This is a genomic window from Streptomyces glaucescens, from assembly GCF_000761215.1.
Lineage (GTDB): Bacteria > Actinomycetota > Actinomycetes > Streptomycetales > Streptomycetaceae > Streptomyces > Streptomyces glaucescens_B.
The window spans coordinates 7,392,415-7,412,546 of sequence record NZ_CP009438.1 but is presented as its reverse complement, the minus strand read 5'-3'; the positions used below and the strand labels follow the sequence as shown (position 1 = coordinate 7,412,546).

The following is a 20,132-nucleotide window of genomic DNA, read 5'->3' as shown; positions in this document are numbered from 1 at the left end:
CGGCCCCGGTACGGCTCGGACATGAGCGATGCCGAGTGGGCGTCAGTGCGGGATCTGCTGCCGGTTCCCGGATGGCTGGCGGGCCGGGGCGGGCGGCCGGAGGGCTACTGCCACCGGCAGATGATCGACGCGGTGCGCTATCTCGTCGACAACGGCATCAAGTGGCGGGCGATGCCGTCTGATTTCCCGCCCTGGCCGCGGGTGTATGCCTTCTTCGTCCGCTGGCGGGATGCGGGGCTGGTGTCCGAGCTGCACGAACGTCTGCGCGAGGCAGTCCGCCGGGCTGAAGGCCATAGCCCGGAGCCGAGTGCGGCGGTCGTGGACTCGCAGTCGGTGAAGGCGGACGCCACGGTCCCCCTCACTTCACGGGGATACGACGCCGGGAAGAAGATCAACGGCCGCAAACGGCACCTGCTCACCGACACCCTCGGACTGCTTCTGGCCGTGCTGTCACGCCGGCCTCCACAACCGACCGTGACGCCGCCCGCACCCTTGTGCCCGCGGCGAAGAATCACTTCCGGCGGCTGGCGCGCATCTGGGCCGACGGCGGATACAGCGGCCACCTCACCGACTGGACCACCCAGCACCTCGGCGTCGTCCTCGACATCGTCCGCCGCAGCGACGATGCCAGCGGCTTTCAGGTCCTTCCCCGCCGCTGGGTCGTGGAAAGATCCGTCGCCTGGCTCCTGCGCAGCCGGCGCCTGGTCCGGGACTACGAACGACGCACCGACAGCAGCGAGGCCGTCGTCCTGTGGTCGATGACCATGCTCATGAGCCGCCGCCTGGCCGCCCAGCTCCGGCAGCGTCCTGCTCCGGCGCGGGCAGCGTGAACCTGCCCGCCTTCTCCTCGACCAGCCAGCCCCGTTCCACCAGCCGTTTCAGCCGGGCCCGCGCTCCTTCGACACGGGAGGCGGAGGCACTGTCCCATCCCAGCACCACCGCCGCCCTCCGGGCACCCAGCCCATCGGCTCCCGCCTCCACGGCGGCGGCCATCAAAGCCTGGTAGTCCACCGACAGCACCTCGGTTCCTGCCGCCTCCTGACGGTGAGGCACCGCCCGGCGCGGGCCTACCGGCTTCCTCTGCGACGTGACCGCCTCGACCGGCGCATCCGCGTCGGCCAGCGCCTCCAGATACTGCTCCAGGCCGATCACCCGGCGCCTGAGCACCTCCTCCGCCTCCACCAGAGCCGCCCGCACTCGCTCCAGCTCGGCTTCGAGCTCCTCCACCCGCACCGCGGCCGCCTTCTGCCGCGCTTCCAAGACCGCCCGCATCGACGGCACCCGCCACCCCCCGACATCTCGGCCAGCAACGGGATCGAGGCTCCCGCAACAACCGCAATCTCATGCCTGACCAGCAGAAACCACACGTGAGGTTCGGAAAGAGAACGACCTCTAAGACCGCGCACGAGCCGAGGGCAAGAGGCACTCCCAAGCAGTCCTGGCGCTGGCCCGGCGACGAGTCAACGTGTTGTGGGCACTTCTCCGAGACCAGCGGCACTACGAACTCACGCCACCATCGGCAATCGCCCAATAGGGCTGCTCGCCAATCGCAAACCTGATCGACGAAAGCCGACTTCTCATGGAGGATCCGATCTGCATCGATCCATGACGCTGAGGAGCCCCCTGTGATCACGCAAGGAGTACAGGTCACAGGCCGGTGCAGTGCCTGCGGAGGCACCACGACTTGCGATGTCGGTCAGTTCTTCGACCGCGGCATGCTCCGCTGGGGCACCGAAGGACGATGCATGGACTGCCTGAATGGATGGTGCGAGCAAGACAGCGGCCCCGTCACACCCGAGAACATCCGACAGGCTCTGCTGCAAGCGCACGGGCCCGCGCGGCTTCGCCTCTCTGGAGACGTGCCGAGCCTCGTTCCAGTGCTGCAGGCCCTCCGCGATGCGCAGGCACTATCCCTGGGCGAAGCACGAGCACAAGCCGCGGAACTGACCGGGACCGGTCTCATCGGCACGCTCGTCGAGATGGAGGTTTTGGCGGTTCGCCTTCGGAGACGAGGCATCGCGGCGAGCATTGAACCAGCGGAGTAACCCCGTCTGGACAGCACCCGCTGCGGCTTGACACGGGCATTGAGAAGTCCTACTCGGCCGGCAGACGGAGCATCGGTTCGAAGGCCGCGTCCTCCTCGCCCTCGACCGAAGGGAGGAAGCCGTCCGGGACGGTGCGGGCAGCCGTGGTGAGGAGGCGGGCCAGGACCTCTGGCTCGGTGGCCGGGGGGAGGCGGAGGGCGGCGAGGAGACGGTCGCGGACCTCGGGGTGGTCCGGGTTGTCCTCAAGGTAGTCCGCGTTGAGCGCGGGGGGACGGAAGCCGGCCAGGGCGTCGTGCCAGGAGTGGAGGACGATGGCCAGGGTCAGGGCCTCGGCGAGGGACTCCCCGATGAGGGAAGCCTGGCCCTCGGAGTCGGTGTAGAGGACGGGGCGGACGCGGTCGGAGCCGGCCGGGCCGCAGAGGTAGTGGGTGCCTCCCGCGTTGCAGCCGGCCACGGGCTCCACCGGGAGACCGACCGGCAGGGCGATCGACTCGATGGGGTCGGTCCGCGTGAGGTCGAACTCGCCGTCGCGGGCGAGGTACGTCTCGACCTCGGGGTCGGCGGCGATCCGGCGGAGCAGGGCCTCGTCGGAGAGGGCGGCCGGGTTGAGGCCGCGGGCGGCTTCGGGGGTCAGGGGGTGGCCCGCGAGGACGCGGCGGACGGTGTGGAGGGGGACGGGCCGCCCGTAGTCCTCCTCGAAGTGCGCCCGGACGGCTTCGGGGGAGCGGTCGGTGAGGAGGCGGAAGAGGTGCCTGGAGCCGTCCGGGTCCGGACTGCCCGAGGGGAACTCGATGCCCGAGCCGGTGCGCCAGCCGCTGCCGCCGGTCTCCCACCACAGGCAGGCGGTGACCCGCGGGGCGCCGAGGCCCTCGTCGACGAAGGCCGGGTCGTCCAGGAGCGGGCGCAGCGCGGCGGGCACCTCGTCAATGACTCCGGGCCAGACCTGTTCGTCGTGCGTGGCGTACGGGCTCATCTCCGACTCGTGGTCGAAGCCGCGGACGAGCACACCGGCCGGGGTGAAGAGGACGGAGAAGTCGTCACCCGAGCCGTTGTCCATCAGGGCCGCCTCCGTCCCAGGCCCCCAGGTGGTGGAGAAGGAGTAGCGGGAGAACCGCGGGTCGCGGCAGATCGCCTGGTCCAGCACGGCGAGCGCGCGCAGGTACGCGCGGAGCTCGGCGGGGTCCGGGAGGAGGGCGGCGGTCGTGTGCACGGTGTCCATGGGCGCATGTAAGCAGCCGGCACTGACATCCAGGGCGGCGGTTCGGTCACACCTGCTCTCTCACTCAGGGAACCAAAAGCCCAGCTCACGCAGGCGGGGCAAGCACACTGCGAGGCATTGCTCCACAGACGCGGCATCGGTTCGCACAAGGACGTCCTCACGCAACGGCGCTCCACTGGCAACGAAGGTCCAAGGCTTGCCCCTCTCTGCCATCCGCTCAGCGTCGGCCTTGAACAGCGCCGTTACGCCCTGTTCAGCCAGTGCTTCCATAATCGCGACGACGTCCACCGGCACTTTCCCCTCCCGAAGCGCTGCGAACGCGCCATCAGACGAACATACTCACTCCGGGCCGGACCCTGGACACCGCCCGCATGACCCCAGAGTGACCGATCGGGGCGCTGTGAGCTGGAATACGCGACACCTCAACATGCAAGCTCACCAGTCCCGAGACCGGAGGAGGCCCCGGTCCGGAGGGCGGTCCGGGGCGAGGCGGGGATGTCAGGTCGGACGCAGTGCGCGGACTACTCCGTCGCTGTCTTCGGTGAGCTGTGACCTGAGCTTGCCGGCGTCCCTTTCCAGTTCGGCATTGCGCATGGACAGGATCTGGTCCCCGCGGCGCCAGGCTTCCGGCTGACCGGACGATCTCGAACGTGTCGGGGGGCACTCCTACCCCCGGTGCCTCAGTCCGGCATTTCCTGGAGGATGGTGCCGTGCTGACCTACTTCTACTGCGTCACCAAGTACGACCCCTCCGACCGCGATGAACACGGGTCCTACACCGGCCCAGCGGACACCGTCAGCGATCATGGCGAGGTCGAGGCGGCCTATCTGCAGGCGGTTGCGGCGTTCGCTGAGGACACCGGAATCGATCACTTGGCCGTACGTGAACCGCAGGGCCCCTCCCTGGCGCATTTCGGTGTCGAGCCTCCGGTGGATGGTTTTGGGCTGGACGGCCTCTTTCCGACTGGCCTGACCGGCTTCCACGACGGGGCCGAAGTACCGCTCGAGATCGGACTGGAACTGGTGCGAGCCATGCTGCGTGATAACGGCGCATGGTGCAGGTTGGAGGTCGAGGACACCTTCGCAGCCCATGTGGGGTGGGATCAGTACCTCTACATCAGCAGCAGCCGGCCATGTGTGGATGCGCTGGCCCGGACCCGCGATCTCGGACTGTTCGTAGAACGCATGGACGCCTCTCCCTACAGCTTCGAGGAGGACGAAGAGGGCATCCAGCGGCCCGGCGACGACGACTTCTGGACTTGCCTGCGCCGGGCCGTCGTCGACGGCGTCGCCGGCATCCTGGAAGAGACGTACCTCGAGGGTGCCACACGATGGCACCACCTCACCGTCGACACCATCAGCACAGTCCGCGCCGAACTGGCTCCCCGGGCCCGGCTGGAGGTATGGCCTCCCTTGACCCCTGACATCGAGGCCGTTCTGGCAGCACTCCCTGCCGAAGGCCTCATCGAAGCCGTCTGGCAGGACGATGCCGGCCGTATCCTCAGCGCCATCGCCACCGAGGACGACTTCCTGGAGCTGACCGCGCGGATATCCAGTGCCTCCGCCGCCGCACTCTTGTCCATTTCCGCGGATGAACGTGTGCCTCTGTTCACCGCCGTCATGCCGGACGAAGACGGAGTTCTCCGGGCTCGCTGGCGGACCGAGCCGACACCGAACGACCGGCACTGGGCTCTCCATCATCACCAAGGGTGAGTGCGACGACCCGCAAGTCCCACCAAGACGACACAGAGCTTCCGTTGCGCCATCGAGTTTAGACATCGTTTCTGATGGCGTGATCGTTCGTTGAGCCGTGCATGACGGATCTGGTGGAGCGGTTGGTGCCGGACGAGTTGTGGACGCTTTTCGGCGGGTGGTCCCGCCGACGCAGGTCGCACTCCCGCAGGGCGGTGGGCGGCGTCAGGCCGGGGACCGTGAATGCCTGGCGGCGATCATCTTCGTGGCCACCTCGGGTTGCACCTGGCCGCAGCTGCCCCGGTGCTCGGGCCGGCCTGGCCCACGGTATTGATCTCGCGCGTGAGGCGCTGCGCGTTCTCCCGGACCGTTCTGCAAGCGGCCGGGCCGCGGGTGCCGGCAGTTCAGACCCCCGTCACTGTAGGCGTCTGCCTGGCGTCCACAGAGGAGGCAAAAAGAGACCGAGATGTGACTCTGACACCGTTGACCTGCGCGTTTATGCCGTTCACATTTTCTCAGTTTCTTGTAATGAGCATTTAAGGGACAGGTGGGGGCGTGTTTACGCAGCAACGGCGGCATGGTTGGCGCCTGGCAGTAGGGGGCTGGGCGCTGGCCGTCACGCTCCTGGGAAGTACAGTCCCAATGGTCGGGGCGGCACCAGCAGCCGATGACGGATCACACTCGGCGCCGACGGACGGGACCGAGGAGCCGGAGGCGTGCGCTCGCGCGGCGCAGACTGGTGAGCGGGTTACCGTGGAAGCGGCGACTACCGAGTCGTCGCAAATCTTCGCCAACCCGGACGGCACCTTCACTCAGGAGATGAATGCTACTCCGGTCCGGGCCCAGAGGCCCGACGGCAGCTGGGCACCGATCGACACCAGCCTCTTGCGCGAGGCCTACGGCTAGGGCGGGCTCCACCGAGAATCGGGGGTCTTCCGGATTGCCGTAGGTGTAGCCCACACCGGGAGTGAGCTGAGTGAACCGTTGGTACTGGTGGAAGTCCACGCCCAACGCCATCAAGCGCATGCCCTCCTGCAGAGCTCTGGTGACGTCGCGGGTCTGCGTGTACTCCCGGGCGAGCGTTTCTGCAGCGCGCACTGGCGCTCCCCTGCGCGATGCGTGATCCGGTTGATGCAAGATCGCTTGGACCTGGTCGGCACGCAGGGCATGGCTTGGCATGCGCCCGCCAAAACTGTAGACGGACAACCCTCGCGGCGCCCCCATGTCATTGATTTGCTCGGACATGAGCTGCTCGAATGAGATGGCCAGTGTGCCCATGGCCTCAAGGCGGCTGCCCCTGCGAGTCAAGCCGTGCGGCAACCGCCCAGGTAGGGACCCGTAGGACCCGCTGGGCTTCCCGGCGCCCCGGCCGGGGGCTTGCACGGTCGGCATCGCGCGCGGCCCCGCCGTCACGCGCGAGCAACACCAGCGGTGCCCGATCCCCTCGCCCGCCGCCCGGAGTCTGTCCCGCCCCTACGTACTTCTCTGTTCTTCCTGCTGTGGGAGGTGGTCCGGGCGGCGGGCGAGGGGGTATCGGCCTCCCGACCGCGGCAGGGTCAGCGTGATGACCTGCCGATTCGCGAGCGAGCGTGGCTGAGAGTGCGGACGGTTGTCGGAGGGATGTGGGCCTGGTCCACGGTGGCGTTGTCGCTGCGTGACTGTGGTCGGGCCTTCGTGGTCGGGGCTCTGGTCGGGGCCGGCTGCTGCCGTGACCGGTACGCGCGGCGCCGGGCAGGCGGGTGCCGCACCAGACGGGAGGCGAGTGGATCCGTGATGATCGGCGTGGACGCGGGCAGCGGGAACCGGCTGGCGCTGGGCGTGCTGCCGCAGTACCTGATGGCCACCACTGAGCAGATACACCGAGTGATCGCGCCCGAGGTGCGCATCGAGCAGACCCGGTGGCGGCTGGCCAAGTTGCGTGCCGAGGGGGCTGGTCGACCGGATCACCCTGCGCAGGCCGGACGGACCCGGGTGTGGTTCCCCACCGCGTACGGAGTCGCAGCGTCCCGGCGCCCCGGGCCCACCCGGGCGTGAGTGCGCGCAGCGCACGGTCGGGGGTGCGCAGCACCCCCGGCACGCCCCCGGGCGGCGCGGCCGCCGGGCCCCGGCCCGCTGCTCCAACCGGGAAGAGTCGTCCGGCCAGTGCGCCCGTCCGGTGCCGCGCCCGGCCGACGGCAGGTCCTGTGTGCCTTGGTGCGCCGCTTCTGCGCCGACGTGCTGCGCCCTGGCACCGTGGTCGGACAGGGAACGTCAGGCGGATACGGCAAGAGCCCACAGAGGCCTCTGGGGGCTCTGACGGGTGCGTTGGGGAGGGCGTCGTCAGCCTGTGCTGTCGAGGGCCTTGACGACGTCGGCGGGGGCGGGAGTTGTGCCGACGGCGAGGTGGCGGACACCGTCGCCGGGCGGGGGCCAGGCTGCGCCCCGGCCGAACGGGTGGCGGCGTGAGGTCGCGGTGCGCCAGCCGTGGCGTTCGGACCACACCAGAGCGAGGGCCGGCGCCTGGGGGGCGTCCAGGGTGAGGGCGGCGACGCACAGGTCGTCCTCGGGGTGCTGGACGTCCGGCGGGGTGCTGGTGGCCCTCCAGCCGCGGGCGTGCAGGGCCTTGGCGACGGCGGCCAGGTACGGGCGCGCCCGGCGGCCGCGCAGGACGGCCTCGGCGCGCACGCTCGCGCGGCGGGTCTGTCCGGCCGGGTAGCCGAGCGCGGCGGCGGCCTCGGCTGCCGTCACCCCTCGCTGCTCCATGAGGTCGGCCATCCGTTCGGCGCGGCACTGCACGAGTGCCGCGGTCGCGGTGTTGCGGTGCACGCCCAGGCCGTCGGCGACATCGGCCGCGGTCAGAGCGGGGTTGTCGTTAAGGAGCTGCGCGACGCGCGCGGGGAGCTGGTCGCGCGGGACCTGGTCCCCGGCCCCGACAGGCCTCCCGCCGGCCCCGCCGCTGGTGCCACGGCGGGGCGCGGGGGTGTACTCGCGGACGATCCGGCGCGGCCAGTGCTCGACACCGCCCACGACCACCACATGCTCGCGCACGGCCGGGTCCTTCCTGCGGCGGTCCCACACCGACAACGGCTCACCGCGCAGCGCGGCGGCCTCCTGACGGTCCAGCAGGTCCTCGTCGTCGTCGGCGGCCGGCAGCTGCGGAACCGGACGGCCCGCGAGGTAGGCGTCGACCTGCTCGCCGTCGTAGAGCCGGGTCCGGCCCGCACCCAGCGGCACAGGAAAACCCGGCGCCTGGTGCCGACCCGAGTTCAGGAGCGTCTGCTCAGCAATGCCCAGCTGCGCCGCGATATCAGCGAGGGTACGCACCAGGTGCCGGCGTCCAGCGCAGATCATGGCCTTCCTCCCACGGCCCGGCAAAACACCGGACCCATCAAGAAAACAGTACCGACTTTACTACCGGCACGAGCGGGCGGGGGTGGGCTGCTGCCCGAGCACCCCTTCGGGCGGTGTCTTGGGTCGGTCGGCACCCGTGCCACCCGCCCCCGGGCGGACTGAGGGTGCCGACCACTCCGGCGCGGCGCGGCGCTACAGGTCGAACTCGAACCGTTCCACGTCGGTGAACTCGACCTCCAAGCCATGGGCGCGGCGGCCTCCGTCGCGGAAGTACATCTCCCCGGGGCCTTCGGCAGCGATAGCACGTAGCTGCTGCTCGCCGGCACCGACGTCCTGGGCATCGAAGAGACGGGCCGCGTGACTCGGGGACAGGGCCAGGGTGAGGTGGCGAATGCGGGCGTCGTCGGGGAGGACTCGTCGAGCGGGGAGCGGGTGCCGCGGCACAGAGAGTAGACCCCGCGTCAGCGGGAAGGACCCCGGCACATCCCTACAGCCCCGGTATCGGATCGGAGCACCCCCGCGTCCGCTACGAGTCGCCGCGGCTTCCAGTTGCAATGCCAGACCCGGAGTCGGACACTGGAAATGCCGCTGCCCGCGCAGCATCTGAGACAAGGGCGCGCATGTGTCCTCGCGTCCTGGTGACCCTGAGGTGAGGCGATCGCGGTGTCGCGTATACGCATGGCGGTCGAAATCCACAATGATTCACCACTGCCGCTCGTTTGGGCCAGGGACGAACTCGATTCGGGCGGCTGGACCGCCCCATGGTATCCCTCACGGGCCAGCCCCATCTCTCCCGGCGTGACTGCGGAGTGGCGGGCCGAAGGGGACTTGACCGTCGTACCGACGACGGGTACCGAGGGCAGAGTCTGGTACAGCGTGGTTCTCGATTGCCTCGGGCTGCCCGTTGGGCCAGGGGGCGCGGCCACCCAGGTTCTCCACGCGCGACCCTAGAGTCTGGCATCGCCTTCGGTATCGGCGTGCTCGTCGGGAGGGAGCGGAGCCTCATCGTTCACGGCCCGCAGTACGCTCGTGTCGCCCGCCCCCGCCGGGTTGAGGCAACCGTTGCCGACCATATGGACGACACCGTCCTTGCACGCCATGACCCAGCGGACCCGGCACGGTCCGGTGGCCGGCGCAGCAGATCCTCATGGTGGGCTCGACACCGGAGGTGACCCAGTGATGCATCATCACGCCGTTCACATTGGTTATTGAGTCCTGTGGTTACGCTTGTGGTGACGCCAGTTACGCGTCTCCTTGACGGTCACGTGCTCCGCGCGCAGCGCTTGGAGCATGCCGTCGGTGCTCGATTGTTTCGCCACGATGCACTCCGTTGCCAGAGGGGGCAGAGACGGCCGGGGGCCGGGGAGGCGTACGCTGGCTGACTGCGATCTGTGATCGGGCTGCCGACCTGGTGGGCCGCCACCGCTGGGCCGGCCTCTATCGCTGTGCTCGACTTCTTCCATGCTAGCTCCGGCGCGGTACGGGCGCCCGGCAGCGGTTGCGCGGTGATCGGGATGAGCTCCCCCGGGACTCGGCGTAGCGTGGATGGAGCCGTCGCCCCGGCAGGCTGGCCGCGATCAGAGGGGCCATCTGCATCCAGTCCCGGCCCTCGGACCCGAGCCCCGCCGCACGGTCATGGGGGCGATGTCGGTTACCGGCGACGGCGTCTGGCACTATGCCGAAGCTCACCGACACCCAGTGCTCTTAGACGCCATTTCACCTGGCCAATCTGCGGTGGCATATGAGGGTCGCGGCGATGGCTGGAAAGGCAAGGATGGTGTGCCGGCTTGCGCTCGTAGCGGCGGTGCAGGCGACGGCAGCCGGACAGCCAGGACACGGTCCGCTCCACGACCCAGCGGTGCCGGCCCAGGTGCCGGGCCACTCGATGCCCTTGCGGGCCAGACGATGCCGGATGCCACGGGAGGCAAACCATCGTCGCAGGCCCGGCAAACTGCACGGCGACAAAGGCCACGACTACCGCCACCCTGTCGGTCGGCATCTCCGCCGCCAACCTCCATGACAGCCAGGCTCTCATCCCGCTGGTCCGCGGCATCCCGCCCATCCGCTCCCGCCGCGGCCCACGGCGCCGACGGCCGGTCGGATTCGGTCCCGTCAGCTGCCCCCCTTGAGGGCTCGGACGCTGACAGAGTCGATCGCGCACCGCGACCAGTCCAGTTCACCCCGGGCACCGAGTTCGTCCAGGACCAGGCGATGGAGCTTGGCCCAGACCCTCGCCTCTGTCCACTCGGTGAACCGCCGGAACGCGGTCACGCCTGACAGGCCGAAGCCCGGTGGCAGTTGGTTCCAGGTGCAGCCCGAGGCGGCCACGAAGATGATCGCGGCCAGCACCTCGCGGTCCCCTCGCCGACGATGCCCTCCACCTTGCGGGTGAACCGGCGCAGGCGGCACCACCCGCTGAAACAAGGTCCACAGGTCATCCGGCGCCATCCGCTCGACAAGCGCAGCAGTCATCAGCCCAGACTGCCGCAAGATCACGCCAAGTGAAATGGCTTCTAAGCAGCCACACGTCCCAGCCGTCGTCGATGAGGGCGTCGACGACGGTCCTGGGCAACGGCGGTCGGAAGAGTTCGGCGCGTACGCCCGCTCCGTGCACGACGAGCACCGGACCCCGGGTCGGCGGATGCTGGCCCTCCACATGGACGACGGTCAGCGGCCGGCCGTCGCGGGCGGTGAAGGGCTGCACCTCCGTTACGGTGGTCACGGCAGGTGGGGCGCGTGGGCGTGCGGCGGACGGAGCCGGTCCCGGCCCGGGAGTCGGTGCTGCCGTGGCCGCGCCGGTTCGGTTCGGGTCGTGCGGTCATGGCGATTGGCCTCCCGGGCGATCACGACGGGGGCCTCGATCAGCCGCACGGTGAGGGGCTCGGCAGGCACTGCCCTTTTCCGGCCGCCTGGTGCGTCCGCCAGATCCCAGCGGCGGCAAATACCGTCGAGCACCAAGGGGTGGACGGTGAGGTCGCCGTTCGGCGCGATGTGCAGGCGCAGGAAACCCTTGTGGTCCTCGACGGCCTGCCCCGACATCTGCCAGTCGGCGACGGCGCCGCCGCGCGCCGACAGCACCCATAGAGCGAAGGCCTGCGAGCCGGCCACCGCGCCCAGCACCGCGGCGACCGCCAGACAGACCGGCAGTACACCCCAGCCGGGCCAGTCCCCGGGGAACGGCAGCGCGACGGTGACGGCGAGCACCCCCAGCGCCACCACCGCCTGCAGGAGTACGGCATCAGCGGCCCGGGGCCGGGGCGGACGCGGGCGCCATGTCCGGCGCAGCAGACACCACAACACCAGCACGACACCGCCGATCACCGCGGTGAACTGGCCCAGGTCCCCGCCGTCCCCGTACCGTACGGCGTCGACGGGCTGGAGCCGGTCCTGCGCCACGGCGAACAGGACGCCGAGGACGAGGAAGGCGGCGGTGTGCACGGCCGCGGTGAGCCCCGCGAAGCCGAGGTTGCGCCGGGGCAGCCAGTACGGGGACCACGGCACGGCGATACGGCGGGCGAGCCGGTGGGACTCGCCAACCCGAGGGTACGTGCTCTCGTCGGCGCGGGTGAAGGTCACCGCAGGGTCGTCCTTCTCCCGCATCCGGGTCGTCGGCGGCGGCAGCGACAAACTGCGGGGCAGGGTGTGGGTCGACGCCAGGTAGGCACCGCCGAGACCGCAGGTCACCATCTGCCGGCGCTGGGGATCCGGAGGGAGGTCCGCACGCTCGGGCGGATCCGTGGGCAAGCGCTCGGCGTAGCGGGCGTAGTGGTGCTTGTCGCCCGTCAGCCACAGCCGGATCGACGCACCGGTGGGCACCCGCTCGCCCGTGCGCGGGTCGGTGCGGGTGCGGACCACGTTGCGGTCGAACCAGTGCAGGGTGTCGAAGGCGTCGGCATCGTCGGCGCACTTAACCCAGGTGGGTTCGGCGCAGCAGACGATCACCCCGTCGCCCGGCCGCAGCCGGGCTGAGAGGTGGCTCTGGAAGTAGCCCAGCTGGGGGTCGTCCATGTAAGCGCCGAGCTGGCTGTCGAGGCCGACCAGCCACCAGTTGGCCGGCAGTCGTACGGCGAAGTAGCTGCGGGTCTGCCGGGTCTGCCAGCCGCCGACGGGCTGGCGCACGGCGAAGGTCCGCAGGAACGCGGTGAGGCCGTCGTACCAGTCGTGGTTGCCCGGCAGCGCCAGCATCAGCGGCCCGGTCCCCTCGGTGGCCGGCAGGGCGGAGGCATAAGGGCCGGTCATGCTGTCGCGGTAGAGCGCCATCGAGGCCACCGGGTAGGCCTCGTCGCCGCCGAGCACGAGCATCGAGCCGCGCGGTAGCCGCTCTCGGCGGACCGTGACGTCGGCGGCGGCGAGGGCCGAGGCCACGGACGCGGTGGCCTCGAAGCCGTCGCCGAGGTCGGCGACGTAGTCGATCCACAGTTCGCGCGCGCCGCGGTCGTCGAGCGGGGCCCGCAGGGGCTCGGCCCTGAGGGTACCCTGGATCTCCCGCTTGTCCGCGTATGCGGCGAATACGTCGGCCAAGGCCACCATGACGCCGGTCCGCACGAGGGAGGCCGGGGCCAGCCAGCGCACCGGCTCGCACGGGGTGAAGTCGAGCTCGCGGGCGTGCGCGCGCAGCTGCTTGAGGTTCACGGCCTGTCCCTCCAGGGCACGGCGCGCGCCAGCCGCTCGCCGTAGACGGCACACAGTTCGCCCAGGAACAGCTTGCCGAAGCGCTCCATGGCACGGCCCGGGTGCGGGCCGGTGGTGCGGAAGGTGGTCAGCCGCTGGAGGCAGTCGCCGATCCGGATGACGACAACGCCGGCGCCGATGACGGTCGCGGTGGGGTCTTCGTCGGGGTGGGTGTGCCCGGTGAGCAGGCGGACGTACAGGGTGGAGGTGCCGGGCCAGACGTCGACGCCGGGGTCGTCGTGGACGTCCTTGTGCCCGGTGAGCGGAGTGCCCTCCTGTGTGCGCAGGTAGAGCCGGTACAGCATGCGCCGCCTGCTCGGGTCGCCGTCCCGGGTGAAGAGCTCGAACCAGCCGCGCTCCACCTTCAGCCGACCGCCGACGATGTCGCAGTCGACGTGGCCGACGGCGTCCGTCGCGTGCTCTGGATCGGTGACGAAGCGGTTGACATCGCGGGCGGTGATGGTGAGCCGGAAACTCAGCCGCTGCCCCAACGAGCGGCCGAGGGCGCGGCCCTGCTCGGGGTCGTCGACATCGAGGGCGACGTGGCCCTTCATCTCCTCGGTGAAGCTGAGGCTGGTCGGCGGCTCGGCGGGCGGGGTGTGGGCGGAGCCCGCTGGGGTGCCGGTGGAGCCCGCGAGGCTGCCGGAGCGGCCGCGTCCAGGGTGGGTGGCCGGCGTCGCGGAGGCCGGCGGGGCGGCTTCGGCCGGCGTGAGAAGCGCGGTCCCGACGGCCGTCGGCCGCTCGTGTGCCGGACGCCCTGCCGGCGCCCGACCTGCCGTACGCGACGCCGCCTTCCCGTCCAGGATCCGGTCGCAGGCCCGGTCCGCGACGGCGGCGATCGTCAGGGAGGGGTTCGCGCCCACCGCGCCCGGCAGTAGCGCCCCGTCCAGCACGTGCAGAGCGGGGAAGCCGAAGACCTCGCCGATGTCGTCGCACACGCCCTCCCCGGGGTGCCGGCCCATGGGGGCGCCGCCGAGCGGGTGCATGGTGATCACTCGGTTGCCCCACCACCACAGCGGGTTGTCGAGGAAGTCGCCGCCCAGCGCACCCGCGATGTCCCGCATGGTGGAGCGGACCCGGTCGAAGTACGGGCGTGAGGTGAGCGTCGTCCAGTCGATGTCGAGGTGACCGCGGCGCAGCCGCAACCGGCCGTCCGGCACATCCCGTCCCGTGCCCAACAGCGGCAGCGAGGTCGCGGAGAACGCCGCGGGCCCGAGCAGCAGCGCCAGCTGCCCGCCGACACGGCACGCCGGGTCCACGCCGAGCCGGGCCAGCAGCCGGTGTAGCCCGAACCCGAGGAGCCGGCGGGCGCCGCCCGGCAGTTGGGACGACTCGACGAGCCATGCCACGAAATCCGGGTAGCCCGCGTCCTCGATGTAGAACCCGCGCCCCGTCGAGCCGTCGTCGTCGAGCGCGTCGCCGCCGCGCACGGCGCTCGTGATGACCGGTCCCCTACTGCCGTCCAGTCGCAGCGGCCGGGCGCGTCCAGCGCCGGCGGTGGCGCGCAGCACCATCCCGAGCAGATCGCCGTTGCCGCAGAACCGGGTGCCCACCGCCCCGCTGAGGCCGGGCAGTGCCACGCGGTTGCGCGGCAGCAGATAGGTCGAGCCGAAGGTGCCCGCCGCCAGCACCAGGCGGCGGCAGCCGATGTGGTGCTGGGGCAGCCGGTCGGTGGCCGTACGGCGGCCTTCCCGGGCCGGGTCGTGGACGACGTACGAGACGTCCCGGCCGCCGGCACGGGGCGTGAAGCCCCGCACCTCGCAGCGGGTGCGCACATCGGCGCCGTGGTGGCGGGCGGCCGACAGACAAGTGTGGTCGAGGGTGTTCTTCGCGCCGTAGTTGCAGCCGACGTCACACTCGCCGCCCAGCCGCCAGGTGCTGCGGGGCAGACCGTGCAGATTGCCGTAGCCGGGATCGGTGAGCTGCGCGCCCGGCACCGGCAGCGCGCCAGGCCGGGGCGCGAAAGACACGGCGAGCGGCGGCCGGAACACCGGCAGGCCGAGCTGGCGTGCGGCCAGGTGCAGGGCGAGGGTTTTCGGGGTGCCGGCGTACGGGTAGGGCGTGCTGCCGAGCATGCGCTCGACCCGGTCGTAGTGCGGGTCGAGGTCGGCGCGGCCGATCGGCCAGTTCTCGTAACCACCGCCGGGCAGCGGTGACTCGTGCACGAACCACTGTTCATCTTTGCGCAGCAGGTCATTGGCGTAGATGAGGGATCCACCGCCCAGACCGCTGTAGACGACGCCTTCCAGGCCGCGGAAGGACCAGATGCCGAACATCCCCGGCAGGCCGTTGCTCGGGTCCCAGAAGTTGCGGGCCATGTCGGCGGGGCTGCGGGGGAAGCCGCCCGGTGGGTACGCTACCAGCACCGATCGGCCGGCCTCCGCGAGGCGGTACGCGGTGACCGCCCCGCCGAAGCCAGAGCCGACGACGACGGTGTCGACGACGGCGGTGTCCTGGCTGTCGTGCGGTTCGTTGGCCATGGGTGCTCCCTGCCCTGGTCCCCCATACCATGCTCACACCGGGATCCAACACCGGCAAACGGAGGACGCACCGCTTCTTCAGCGGCACGCGGCGGTACTCGATCAAGCGTGTGTTCCCGACACCCCGGCCTCATACAGGATTCCGAACATGTCCCGGCGCAGCCATAGTTCGGATACTCCGCTCACTGCTGGGGCAGCGTCAGCGCCTTGGTGATGGTCGCCCCGTCGTCCGTGCTGCGCCAGATCGACGTCGCCTGGGGGGTGGTGGGCACGGGCGGCCCGGGGAACAGTAAGGGGCACTGTCGCCGGGGCAGTTGGGGACGCTCCCCTTGACGACCGGCACGTCGTTAGGTGTCAGCTGGACCGCTGGCTGGAGACGCTCCCAGCCGATCCCGCCTGACCCGGCTGACGGGGACCGGGAAACAGCCGAACGCCAGGCGCTCAGCTCTGACCAGTCCTGCACTAGGTCAGCTGCCGTTCGGGCGCCAGCCATGCCTAGCGCGCGCCTGTAGTCCGCCCTGGCCCGGGTGCGGTGAGTGGCGGCTGTGGCAGGGCGGATACTCGATGATCGTGTCGTGGCGCCGGACGCGCTGTGCGGTACTGAAGCTGCCCCTGGGGCGCAAACGAGAAAGGGATGGGGGACGTCGTGAAGGACGGACAAGGGCCGGTCGTGCCGGAGGCGGTGGACAGTCCCGCGCTGCGGGCCCAGCCCACGGGTGGGTTCGCGCGGTGGATGCTGCGTCACCGGGTACAGCCGGTGGGACCAGCCGCAGGGGAAGGGCACACGGAGCCGCACACCTGGTGGAAGGTGATGTGCCTGACGGGCGTCGACTACTTCTCCAGCCTCGCCTACGTGCCGGCGATCGCCGCGCTGGCGGCCGGGGCGGTTTCCCCGCTGGCGACGCTGCTGATCGTGGCGCTGACCCTCCTGGGAATGCTTCCGATGTACCGGAGGGTGGCAAGGGAGAGCCCGCACGGTGCGGGGTCGGTGGCGATGCTAGAAGATCTGCTGCCGTTTTGGTGGGGGAAGCTCTTCGTCCTGGTCCTGCTCGGCTTTGTTGCCACCTCCTGGATCATCACCATCACCCTGTCCACCGCGGACGCTTCCGTACACGTCGTCGAGAACCCGTTCTTCCCGCAGGCCCTGCACGGGCACGAGGTGGGCCTCACCGTGGCGCTGCTGCTGGTCCTGGGTGGGGTGTTCCTGCTGGGGTTCAGCGAGGCGGTCATGGTGGCCATCCCGCTGGTCGCGGTGTTCCTGGCACTGAACGCTGTGATCATCGGTGTCGGCCTGGCCGATGTCTTCACCACCTCCGGAGCTCTGTCGGCATGGACGGACGCGCTCACGGACACCGGAGGCGGGTTCGGCGACTTGGCGGGCCCGGCTCTGCTGGCGTTTCCGCTGCTGGTGCTGGGCCTGTCGGGCTTCGAGACCGGCGTGAGCATGATGCCGCTGGTTGCCGCCGAAGGCACCGGCCCCGAGCAGCGCCTGCAGTCCAGGATCCGCAACACTCGCAAGCTGCTCACCACCGCGGCGCTCATCATGAGCGTCTACCTGCTGGCCGCCAGTTTCGTCACCACCGTCCTCATCCCCGAGGACGAGTTCGAACCGGGCGGGGCCGCCAACGGCCGCGCGCTGGCCTGGCTCGCCCATGAACACGTCGGCGAGGCATTCGGCACCGTCTACGACATCAGCACCATCCTGATCCTGTGGTTCGCCGGAGCCTCCGCGATGGCAGGTCTTATCAACATCGTGCCCCGCTACCTGCCCGACTACGGCATGGCCCCCGAATGGGGGCGGGCGGTACGCCCTGTCGTCATCGTCTACACCGCCATCTCCATCGGCATCACCATCGCCTTCGACGCCGACGTCGACAAACAAGCCGGCGCCTACGCCACCGGCATCCTCGCCATGATGGTCTCCGGAGCGTTCGCCGTCACCGTCTCCGTGTTCCGCCGTGGTCGGCGCCTGGTGGGCACTGGGTTCGCGGTGCTCACCGCGATCCTGTTCTACGCCCTGGTGGCCAACATCGTCGACAAGCCCGACGGCATCGCGATCTCCGGCGTGTTCATCGCCGGCATCATCGCCGTCTCGCTGATCTCCCGCGTCTCGCGCACCACCGAACTGCGCGCCGACCGCATCGTCTTCGACGCCACCGCCCGCCGGTTCATCTCCGACACCCTCGCTCACGACGAGTCCATCAACATCATCGCCAACCGCCGCCAGGCCGGCGACGCGGCCGAGTACGCCGGCAAGGAAGACGAACAGCGCCACACCAACCCCGTCCCCGGCCGGGCCGACGTCCTGTTCCTGGAGATCGACGTCGTCGACCCCTCCGACTTCAGCGAAGTCCTCACCGTGCACGGTGTCGAAGTCGACGGCTACCGCGTCCTGCGCGCCGGCGCCCCAGCGGCTCCGAACGCCATTGCCGCCATCCTTCTCGCCCTGCGTGACGCCACCGGCATCCAGCCGCACTGCTACTTCGCCTGGGCCGAAGGCAGCCCGCTGGTCCACATGTTCCGCTACTTCCTCCTCGGCCGCGGCGACACCGCCCCCGTCACCCGCGAGATCATCCGCAAACACGAACCCGACCCCACCCGACGCCCCGGCATCCACGTCGGCGGCTGACCCCGCCGGCCACCAGACGCCAAAACGTCCGGACTACTGACAGGACTCGGGATATGAAACCCTTCCGGAAATGGGGAATGCGGTCCAGGATCATCAGCCTGATGACCGGGGCCGTCGTCCTCGTCACAGCAGGCGCCCTCACTGACCGGTGGTGGCTCATCGCCATCGGCGCATGGACGCTCATCGCCGCCGGCCTCCTCGAAATGATCTACCGCCCCTGATCCCCGGCGCCCGTTGGCAGGACGCCCTCATCCCTGAAGGCCGGCTCCCGCGACGCCTAGTGTCGCCTGGAGGGACGGGCGGGGGCGGGCGGTCGTTCTCGGCCAGGCAGCGCGAGCAGGTTCTCGACCCCGCCGAGATTGCATTCGTTCGGGCTGATGTGGCGGCACGGCGTCTCGCCTCAGGGGCGCGAGGCCAGAATTGCACTTCGTGGGTCACCTGAAGGGTGCACCGACCCATCTGTCGCCGGAATACTCGCAGTGCCGCCCACCTCACCCGCCACCACCGGGCGGACTGAGGGTGCCGACCACTTCATCGCGGCGCTACAGGTCGATCTCGAACTGTGCCACGTCGGTGAACTCGACCTCCAGGCACTGGGCGCGGCGGCCTCCGTCGCGGAAGTACATCTCGCCGAGGCCTTCGGCGGTAATGGCACGCAGCTGCTGCTCGCCGGCGCCAACGCCCGACCTGGCCATCAGTCACGGGAAGCACCGCTGCCGTACTAGCGAGGTGCCGCGAGTACGGCCCGGAGTACGTTCTCGAGCGTGACGCGGGCCAGCTCGTGTTTCAGGGTCTCCTCGATGCCCTCGTAGATGCTCTGCATCGCCGGCTGGATGCCGTAACCCACCACGCATCCCTGGTCCGGGGTGGTGCGGTGCATCGCGAACAGCGGGCCGGGTTCCACTGCCTCGTACACGTCGAGCAGAGTCATCGACTCCAGCTCGCGCGCCAGCGACCAGCCCGCGCCCACGCCCCGCCGGGACTCCACGAGCCCGGCCCTGCGCAGCTCGCCGAGCAGCCGCCTGATCACCACGGGGTTGGTGTTCGCGCTGGTCGCGATCTGCTCGGAGGTGGCGACCTCATGGCCCTGGCGCTGGTAGAGACCGATCCAGGCCAGCGCGTGGGCGGCAATGGTCAACCTGCTGTTGGCACTCATGAAGCCCTCCTCTCGGCCGCAACGTTTTATGTTACGACAGTGCAGTCGTAACAGTGAAGGTTGCAATAGCCTGTCGTAACAATTAGCGTTGCGACTGGCCGGGAAGAGTCAATCAACGAGGTGAGAAGAATGAGCAAGCCACTCATGGGCAAGGTCGCCCTGGTCACCGGGGGGTCGCGCGGACTGGGAGCCGCGACCGTACGGCTGCTGGCCGAGCAGGGTGCCGACGTCGCCTTCACCTACGTCAGCTCCGAGAAGCAGGCGCAGGCCGTCGTCGACGAGGTGCACGGCAAGGGAGCCAAGGCCGTCGCCTTCCAGTCCGACCAGGCAGACACGAGCCGGGCGCCGGCGCTGATCGACGACGTGGTCGCGCACTTCGGCGGCCTGGACATCCTCGTCAACAACGCGGCGATCTCGGTGGCCGGCACGGTGGACGACCCGGACGCCGACACCGCCGCACTGGACCGGATGCATGCCACCAACTACCTCGGCGTGATCGCCGTCATCCGGGCCGCCTCCCGGGTGCTGCGCGAGGGCGGCCGCATCATCACGGTGAGTTCCGGACTGGGCTCCCGGGTCGGCACCCCCGGCGTTGCCGACTACGCGGCGACCAAGTCCGGGATCGAGAGGTACACCATGGGCGTCGCACGCGACCTCGGGCCCCGGAACATCACGGCCAACGTCGTGGAGGCCGGACTGATGGAGGGCGGCATGCAACCGCCGGACCCCGAGACCCTCAACGCCCTGGTCAGCTCGCTGTCTCTGCAACGCATGGGGCACCCCGACGAAATCGCCGCGGCGATCGCCTTCCTGGCGAGCCCCGCCGCGTCGTACGTCACGGGCGCGGTGCTGGACGCCCACGGCGGCTACAACGCCTGAAGTCGAACCACTGCCGCGCACCCCGAAGGACC

Annotated in this window: 14 protein-coding genes and 6 pseudogenes; 8 read left to right on the top strand and 12 right to left on the bottom strand. The window is 70.1% G+C overall.

The annotated features are described in order from the left end of the window. Window positions 1-21: 21 nt before the first annotated feature. Together SGLAU_RS37030 and SGLAU_RS36555 are read left to right on the top strand one after the other, a co-directional pair. A pseudogene (locus tag SGLAU_RS37030) lies at window positions 22-387 on the top strand (transposase); the annotation flags it as partial. A 107-nt stretch (window positions 388-494) separates the two neighbouring features. Further along, the gene (locus tag SGLAU_RS36555; protein WP_244315303.1) at window positions 495-830 is read left to right on the top strand and encodes a transposase; all 336 of its coding nucleotides are present in this window, start codon (window positions 495-497) and stop codon (window positions 828-830) included. Here SGLAU_RS36555 and SGLAU_RS31865 read toward each other — a convergent pair. Next, window positions 769-1,272: a hypothetical protein gene (locus tag SGLAU_RS31865; RefSeq protein ID WP_043506030.1), complete on the bottom strand. Its 504-nt coding sequence runs from the start codon at window positions 1,270-1,272 to the stop codon at window positions 769-771. The genes SGLAU_RS36555 and SGLAU_RS31865 overlap by 62 nt on opposite strands. A 124-nt stretch (window positions 1,273-1,396) precedes the next feature. Between SGLAU_RS31865 and SGLAU_RS34670 the strand changes: the two are divergent. After that, a pseudogene (locus tag SGLAU_RS34670) lies at window positions 1,397-1,534 on the top strand (IS110 family transposase); the annotation flags it as partial. A gap of 560 nt (window positions 1,535-2,094) precedes the next feature. Here SGLAU_RS34670 and SGLAU_RS31860 read toward each other — a convergent pair. Both SGLAU_RS31860 and SGLAU_RS31855 read right to left on the bottom strand, forming a co-directional pair. Then, window positions 2,095-3,264, bottom strand: coding sequence for a hypothetical protein (locus tag SGLAU_RS31860; RefSeq protein ID WP_043506029.1), 1,170 nt, complete (start codon window positions 3,262-3,264; stop codon window positions 2,095-2,097). Between the two features lie 60 nt (window positions 3,265-3,324). After that, window positions 3,325-3,552 carry a hypothetical protein gene (locus tag SGLAU_RS31855; protein WP_043506028.1) on the bottom strand — a complete coding sequence of 76 codons (228 nt, stop codon included), beginning with the start codon at window positions 3,550-3,552 and terminating at the stop codon, window positions 3,325-3,327. 422 nt (window positions 3,553-3,974) lie between these two features. On the opposite strand from SGLAU_RS31855, the gene SGLAU_RS31850 reads away from it, so the two are divergent. The 3 genes and pseudogenes from SGLAU_RS31850 to SGLAU_RS31840 all read left to right on the top strand — a co-directional run bounded on the left by SGLAU_RS31850 (window position 3,975) and on the right by SGLAU_RS31840 (window position 6,989). Beyond that, on the top strand, window positions 3,975-4,976 hold the full coding sequence (locus SGLAU_RS31850; RefSeq protein ID WP_043506027.1) for a hypothetical protein: 1,002 nt from the start codon (window positions 3,975-3,977) through the stop codon (window positions 4,974-4,976). A 101-nt stretch (window positions 4,977-5,077) separates the two neighbouring features. Next, window positions 5,078-5,277, top strand: a pseudogene (locus SGLAU_RS34145) (transposase); the annotation flags it as partial. 1,451 nt (window positions 5,278-6,728) lie between these two features. Then, window positions 6,729-6,989: a hypothetical protein gene (locus SGLAU_RS31840; RefSeq protein WP_244315302.1), complete on the top strand. Its 261-nt coding sequence runs from the start codon at window positions 6,729-6,731 to the stop codon at window positions 6,987-6,989. A gap of 285 nt (window positions 6,990-7,274) precedes the next feature. Here the strand turns inward: SGLAU_RS31840 and SGLAU_RS31835 are convergent, their stop codons facing one another. From SGLAU_RS31835 to SGLAU_RS31815, 7 genes and pseudogenes are all read right to left on the bottom strand, one after another. Further along, entirely contained in the window at window positions 7,275-8,168 is an 894-nt protein-coding gene (locus SGLAU_RS31835; RefSeq protein WP_078957997.1) for a DUF6292 family protein, read from the bottom strand. Between the two features lie 309 nt (window positions 8,169-8,477). Beyond that, window positions 8,478-8,690 (bottom strand): annotated as a pseudogene (gene tpg / locus SGLAU_RS36550) (telomere-protecting terminal protein Tpg); the annotation flags it as partial. Between the two features lie 1,311 nt (window positions 8,691-10,001). Continuing rightward, window positions 10,002-10,226: pseudogene (locus SGLAU_RS37025) on the bottom strand (IS5/IS1182 family transposase); the annotation flags it as partial. A 144-nt stretch (window positions 10,227-10,370) separates the two neighbouring features. Next, window positions 10,371-10,757: pseudogene (locus SGLAU_RS36540) on the bottom strand (transposase); the annotation flags it as partial. Beyond that, window positions 10,720-10,989, bottom strand: coding sequence for a hypothetical protein (locus SGLAU_RS37020; protein ID WP_412556257.1), 270 nt, complete (start codon window positions 10,987-10,989; stop codon window positions 10,720-10,722). The pseudogene SGLAU_RS36540 and the gene SGLAU_RS37020, both read right to left, overlap by 38 nt. A gap of 14 nt (window positions 10,990-11,003) precedes the next feature. Then, a complete protein-coding gene (locus tag SGLAU_RS31820) occupies window positions 11,004-12,917 on the bottom strand; it encodes a hypothetical protein (RefSeq protein WP_052414015.1) in 1,914 nt (637 codons plus the stop codon). Continuing rightward, window positions 12,914-15,436: a GMC oxidoreductase gene (locus tag SGLAU_RS31815; RefSeq protein ID WP_043506022.1), complete on the bottom strand. Its 2,523-nt coding sequence runs from the start codon at window positions 15,434-15,436 to the stop codon at window positions 12,914-12,916. The genes SGLAU_RS31820 and SGLAU_RS31815 overlap by 4 nt, the downstream gene beginning before the upstream one ends. A 634-nt stretch (window positions 15,437-16,070) precedes the next feature. On the opposite strand from SGLAU_RS31815, the gene SGLAU_RS31810 reads away from it, so the two are divergent. Further along, window positions 16,071-18,065, top strand: coding sequence for an APC family permease (locus SGLAU_RS31810; RefSeq protein ID WP_052414014.1), 1,995 nt, complete (start codon window positions 16,071-16,073; stop codon window positions 18,063-18,065). Window positions 18,066-18,607: 542 nt separating this feature from the next. Here SGLAU_RS31810 and SGLAU_RS34120 read toward each other — a convergent pair. Further along, window positions 18,608-18,760, bottom strand: a complete 153-nt coding sequence (locus SGLAU_RS34120; RefSeq protein ID WP_412556256.1) for a hypothetical protein — start codon at window positions 18,758-18,760, stop codon at window positions 18,608-18,610. 26 nt (window positions 18,761-18,786) lie between these two features. Beyond that, the gene (locus SGLAU_RS31805) at window positions 18,787-19,221 is read right to left on the bottom strand and encodes an Rrf2 family transcriptional regulator (RefSeq protein ID WP_043506021.1); all 435 of its coding nucleotides are present in this window, start codon (window positions 19,219-19,221) and stop codon (window positions 18,787-18,789) included. Window positions 19,222-19,350: 129 nt separating this feature from the next. Here SGLAU_RS31805 and SGLAU_RS31800 point away from each other — a divergent pair, with 129 nt between their 5' ends. Then, the gene (locus SGLAU_RS31800; protein WP_043506019.1) at window positions 19,351-20,100 is read left to right on the top strand and encodes an SDR family NAD(P)-dependent oxidoreductase; all 750 of its coding nucleotides are present in this window, start codon (window positions 19,351-19,353) and stop codon (window positions 20,098-20,100) included. Window positions 20,101-20,132 lie beyond the last annotated feature (32 nt).

Bases quoted from the DNA above. Each gene is read 5' to 3' on its own strand.
- SGLAU_RS31865 (WP_043506030.1), bottom strand. From the start codon at position 1,272: ATGCGGGCGGTCTTGGAAGCGCGGCAGAAGGCGGCCGCGGTGCGGGTG.
- SGLAU_RS31860 (WP_043506029.1), bottom strand. From the start codon at position 3,264: ATGGACACCGTGCACACGACCGCCGCCCTCCTCCCGGACCCCGCCGAG.
- SGLAU_RS31840 (WP_244315302.1), top strand. From the start codon at position 6,729: ATGATCGGCGTGGACGCGGGCAGCGGGAACCGGCTGGCGCTGGGCGTG.
- SGLAU_RS31815 (WP_043506022.1), bottom strand. From the start codon at position 15,436: ATGGCCAACGAACCGCACGACAGCCAGGACACCGCCGTCGTCGACACC.
- SGLAU_RS31810 (WP_052414014.1), top strand. From the start codon at position 16,071: ATGGGGGACGTCGTGAAGGACGGACAAGGGCCGGTCGTGCCGGAGGCG.
- SGLAU_RS34120 (WP_412556256.1), bottom strand. From the start codon at position 18,760: ATGGCCAGGTCGGGCGTTGGCGCCGGCGAGCAGCAGCTGCGTGCCATT.
- SGLAU_RS31805 (WP_043506021.1), bottom strand. From the start codon at position 19,221: ATGAGTGCCAACAGCAGGTTGACCATTGCCGCCCACGCGCTGGCCTGG.
- SGLAU_RS31800 (WP_043506019.1), top strand. From the start codon at position 19,351: ATGAGCAAGCCACTCATGGGCAAGGTCGCCCTGGTCACCGGGGGGTCG.